Origin of the sequence: Paenibacillus dendritiformis, assembly GCF_015845845.1 — a bacterium.
Lineage (GTDB): Bacteria > Bacillota > Bacilli > Paenibacillales > Paenibacillaceae > Paenibacillus_B > Paenibacillus_B dendritiformis_C.
This window is the reverse complement of sequence record NZ_LDIG01000217.1, coordinates 1-4,135: the sequence shown is the minus strand read 5'-3', so window position 1 is coordinate 4,135 and position 4,135 is coordinate 1. Positions and strand designations below refer to the sequence as shown.

Sequence of the window (4,135 nt, the reverse complement as noted above, 5' to 3'; positions counted from 1 at the left end):
TCATGGCCTCGTCTGCGCGGACGAAACCCATAGCTATGTTCGGAAAATGCAGGGTCAAACACCGGTGTCAATACTTGCGTTATTGCTTGTTGAATGAATCGGTCTGTCACGGTTGGTATGCCTAATAGCCGAACTCCCCCGTTCGGTTTCGGGATTTCGACCCGACGGACTGGACTTGGCTCATAGGTTCCCTCTTTCAAGCGGTGACGGATTTCTTGCCAGTTTTGCAGGATGTGGGCTCGTAACTCTTTTACGGCCATTCCGTCTACGCCGTGGCTTCCTTTGTTCTCCTCCACACGTTTCAGTGCAGTTAGCAAGTTTTCCCGTGACAACAGCAACTCCATCATTCGTGACATACTCCTCGCGTGAATTGTTCTTCTGTTCATGCCGCTGTAAGCTCAGCCCTTCTGGATACCCTTGCGTATTCACCGCTACTTCCCCAGATAGGTCTCCGAGAATAAAAACAGGAGATTGTCTGCCTTCATTGCTTACATTCGAAATCCAAGTTGTTCAATTCCTATAACATGTTCAGTCCTTCCGACCGTTGACGTCACAACCGTCGTACTATGACCTCTGCTGACTTCTGTATGTTCAGTCTGCCTTCACAGGCAGATTTACAGAGTTACTCTGCGTTCATACAGATCTCCCCAGGTAAGAGCGCTATCTTCCTCTCCATCTATCTGCTTCATTTACTTTCGCATGCCTTCGGCAGTAAGGACTTTGGTTTGTTTGGCAACCTCATCCAACATGCGCTAGCCTTATATGAAGTTCGTGTTCCTCAGACCGGAGATTTGCCGCCGACTTCCTTCAGATTCGACCTCACGGTCGACACCCTTGTCTTAAGCTACGGCTACTACTGCCTTCACCGTTCGGGACTTGAACCCTAGAGATAGCGCCCATGCTGGGCGCACCAAAAAAGCGCAGAACCGAAGTTCTGCGCTCTCTACCTTTTTTTATGCAAATGGAAATAGAACATCACGCCTTCCGCCGTATTGGTTACGCCGTACGGCACGCCGTGCAGCTCCAGGATCTTCTTGGAGATCGCCAGACCGAGTCCGGTTCCGCCGGTCGAGCGTTGGCGGGAAGGCTCGCCGCGATAGAAACGATCCCATATCTTCTCCAACTGCTCGTCGGGAATACGGGCCCCTTTATTTTCGATGCAAACCTGTACGGTATCCCGCTCCTCCATGGTCGATACGATAATGGCCTGCCGTTCCGGCGTGTAGCGAATCGCGTTCGTGAGGAAATTGACGATCACTTGCTCGATCCGGCGTTGATTGGCCACCACTTCGAACGGCTGAAGATGAGTGTGCAGCTCCAATTCCTTGCCCGCGATGTCGGAAGCGAATTTCGCGCACATCCGCTCCAGGACAGCAGCGATATCGAACGGTTCCATCTCCATCTTGTACGTGCCGGACTCATATTTGGCCAGCTCCAGCATATCCGCGATCAGCAGATCCATCCGTCTCACTTCATCTTCCATCGCCGCAAAATAATATTCCCGCTTATGGCTGGCCACCCCGTCCCTAAGTATGGACAGGCAGCTTTGAATGACGCTCAGCGGCGTTTTCAATTCATGCGACACCCCGGAGATAAATTCCTTCCGCGTATTCTCGAGCTGCTTTTCTTTCTCGATATCCTCCTCCAGCCGGACGATATGGGAATGCAGCCGCGCGGACAGCTCGTTAATGTTGCGGGACAGCTCGCCAATCTCATCCTTGGTCGTGACCGGAATTTTTTCGGAAAAGTCGAGGCCGGCCATTTTTTGCGTCGTCTCGTTCATGCGCAGCAGCGGCCGGGCGATGCGGCGGGAGAAATAGAACGAGGCCAGCAGCACAAGCAGCAGCGTGGCGATGATGATATACACATAGTAGTCCTGCATCATCCCCGCGGCTTCGTTGACGGGCTGCAGCGACGTCATCGCGAACAGGTAGGCGGCCTTGCCGTTCCGATCTTCGATGCGGTCCACGAAAATTTTGCAATTCACATGATTTTCTTCAAAATCGATGATCTGACTCGGATTCGCGCCGCTGTCATAATCGCCGTACAGCAGATCCGCCTGAAACGCTTTGATCCGGTCCAGAAATAAATGGTTCGTATAGCGTGACACTCCCGCCCCTTCCGGTGTCCGGATAGCCGTAATCGTGCCCTTTTCAAGGAAAGAGGGATACTTTTCAAAATATTCCGTCGGATTCTCGAACCGGGGAACGACTTCGCGTTCCTTGATCACCATCTGGTGGTTTTCAAGACGATTCTCCTCCCTCAGATTGGAGACACTCCACCCCATCCGCTGCACGACGAGCTGATTGTTCATGATTAGGCCTTCCAACGCAATCCGCTCCCCCTCTTCAATCCAGGGAACCAAAAACGGATTGTCGCTGCTGAAGTCCTCGACCTTCATGACGGTGTACAGTGGAACGGTAAGCGTGGTACCGCCCAAGCCGGAGCTTCCGCCGACCCGATCCAGTCTGATCTCCATTTGAAAATCATCGGTATACAGCAGATTGCCCCTATCGTCCAATGCCGCTATCCAGGTACCATGCTTTTGATAAAAATCTTGTTCAAGCCTGACCATCGCCTGGGCGTTCCCGGCATGCTTCAGATAGTCCTGTTCATAGGCTTCTAGGGCAGACTTTACACTCGCCACCTTTTGATGCACATACACTTGTTTGAAGAATAGGGTTTGTCCCACAAAAACGATCGCAAGGATGAACAGACACAGGGCGGTCGTTAACAGAAAAAGCTTGAAGACGATGCCCTTTTTCATGGCTGATCCTCGAATTTATAGCCCGAGCGAACGACGGTGACAATGGACTTGGCCTGTTCCCCCAGCTTGGAGCGCAGATTGCGAATATGACTGTTGACCGTGCGATCGTCCCCGACGAAGTCATAGCCCCATATTTTTGTAATGAGCTGTTCTCTCGTGATGATGAGTCCTTTGTTTTTCATCAGATACGCCAAGATTTCAAATTCGGTATGCGTCAAGCTGCAGGCGGTCCCGTCCACCGTCACGGATCGGGAGGGGAGATGAACCGTAATGCCGCCTCCCGATAAAGTATCGGCCTCCTGATCGCGCATATGCCGGCTTTCCAGCAGCCGCTTCGCCCGAGCGAGCAAGATGGGCGGACTATACGGCTTTGTTACATAATCGTCCGCTCCCAGCTCGAATCCGAGCAGCGTATCGTCCTCATCCGCGCGCGCCGTCAGCATAATAATCGGAACGTTCGATGCCTTGCGAATGCGCTGGCACACCGACCATCCGTCCAACTCCGGCAGCATGATATCCAGAATAATCAAATCCACTTCATGCTCATGAAAGAGCGACAGCGCCTGCTTTCCGTCGCTCGCCTCCAGCACTCCATAGCCTTCATTCAGCAAATAATCCTTCATAATTTCCCGCAAAATCTGCTCGTCTTCCACAATCAATATTGTTCTCGACATATGATGACCTCACATCTTTTTGGAGCAGAGCCCCCCCATACTGCTTGCCTGGGGAGCCTTGCTTTAAGAACATAACATCATTGGATATCCTAACATGTTGGCGGAATAGAGACAAATGTGTTCGGGAGGGGAATAAAAGCAATGGTGGGGTCTTTCCAAGTGTCTTGCCTCAACGAACCATCTTCGGCTCTCTTATAAATCTCAAAAATTCCTTTCCAAAGTCAGTTATATAGAGGACCGTTAATCCCTCTTTTTCTAAGTTCCCATATGAATTCCCTACTGTTTTACTATCTACAAGTAATGCTTTAGAAGTCTGGTGAAAAAGTCCGCTTAAATAGGTCTTTCCCACGGTTTTGTCGAATTTGTACTGTAACAAATAATCGAGAGAGTGATTGAACATGAAAGCCTATAAGTCATCGGCTGTCCAGCCTCAGATGTTTCAATTCGTGGATATGGATGAACTCGTGCCGAAAAAGCACATCCTGCGTCAAATCAACGAGGCGCTTGATTTATCCATCGTCTATGATTGGGTAGCGCCGCTATATACGGAACGCACCGGTCGCCCGGCGGCTGACCCGGAGCGAATGGTTCGACTGATGCTGCTTTCGTATTTGTTCAACCACTCCGAACGGGAATTGTATCAACTGCTGCCCATGCATGCGGGCTATTTGTGGTTTTGCGGACTGGATTTCGA

3 protein-coding genes and 1 pseudogene are annotated in these 4,135 nt (G+C 51.0%); 1 reads left to right on the top strand and 3 read right to left on the bottom strand.

Annotation, left to right across the window (positions count from 1 at the left end):
- The 3 genes and pseudogenes from ABD76_RS21830 to ABD76_RS21820 all read right to left on the bottom strand — a co-directional run.
- Positions 1-347: pseudogene (locus ABD76_RS21830) on the bottom strand (group II intron reverse transcriptase/maturase); the annotation flags it as partial.
- A 596-nt stretch (positions 348-943) separates the two neighbouring features.
- Complete coding sequence (locus ABD76_RS21825; RefSeq protein ID WP_197259197.1) at positions 944-2,767, bottom strand: sensor histidine kinase; 1,824 nt, start codon at positions 2,765-2,767, stop codon at positions 944-946.
- On the bottom strand, positions 2,764-3,441 hold the full coding sequence (locus ABD76_RS21820) for a response regulator transcription factor (RefSeq protein WP_197259196.1): 678 nt from the start codon (positions 3,439-3,441) through the stop codon (positions 2,764-2,766). The genes ABD76_RS21825 and ABD76_RS21820 overlap by 4 nt, the downstream gene beginning before the upstream one ends.
- Positions 3,442-3,839: 398 nt before the next feature.
- Here ABD76_RS21820 and ABD76_RS21815 point away from each other — a divergent pair.
- A partial coding sequence (locus ABD76_RS21815) for a transposase (protein WP_197259195.1) occupies positions 3,840-4,135 on the top strand: 296 nt, incomplete at its 3' end.

Bases quoted from the DNA above. Each gene is read 5' to 3' on its own strand.
- ABD76_RS21825 (WP_197259197.1), bottom strand. From the start codon at position 2,767: ATGAAAAAGGGCATCGTCTTCAAGCTTTTTCTGTTAACGACCGCCCTG.
- ABD76_RS21820 (WP_197259196.1), bottom strand. From the start codon at position 3,441: ATGTCGAGAACAATATTGATTGTGGAAGACGAGCAGATTTTGCGGGAA.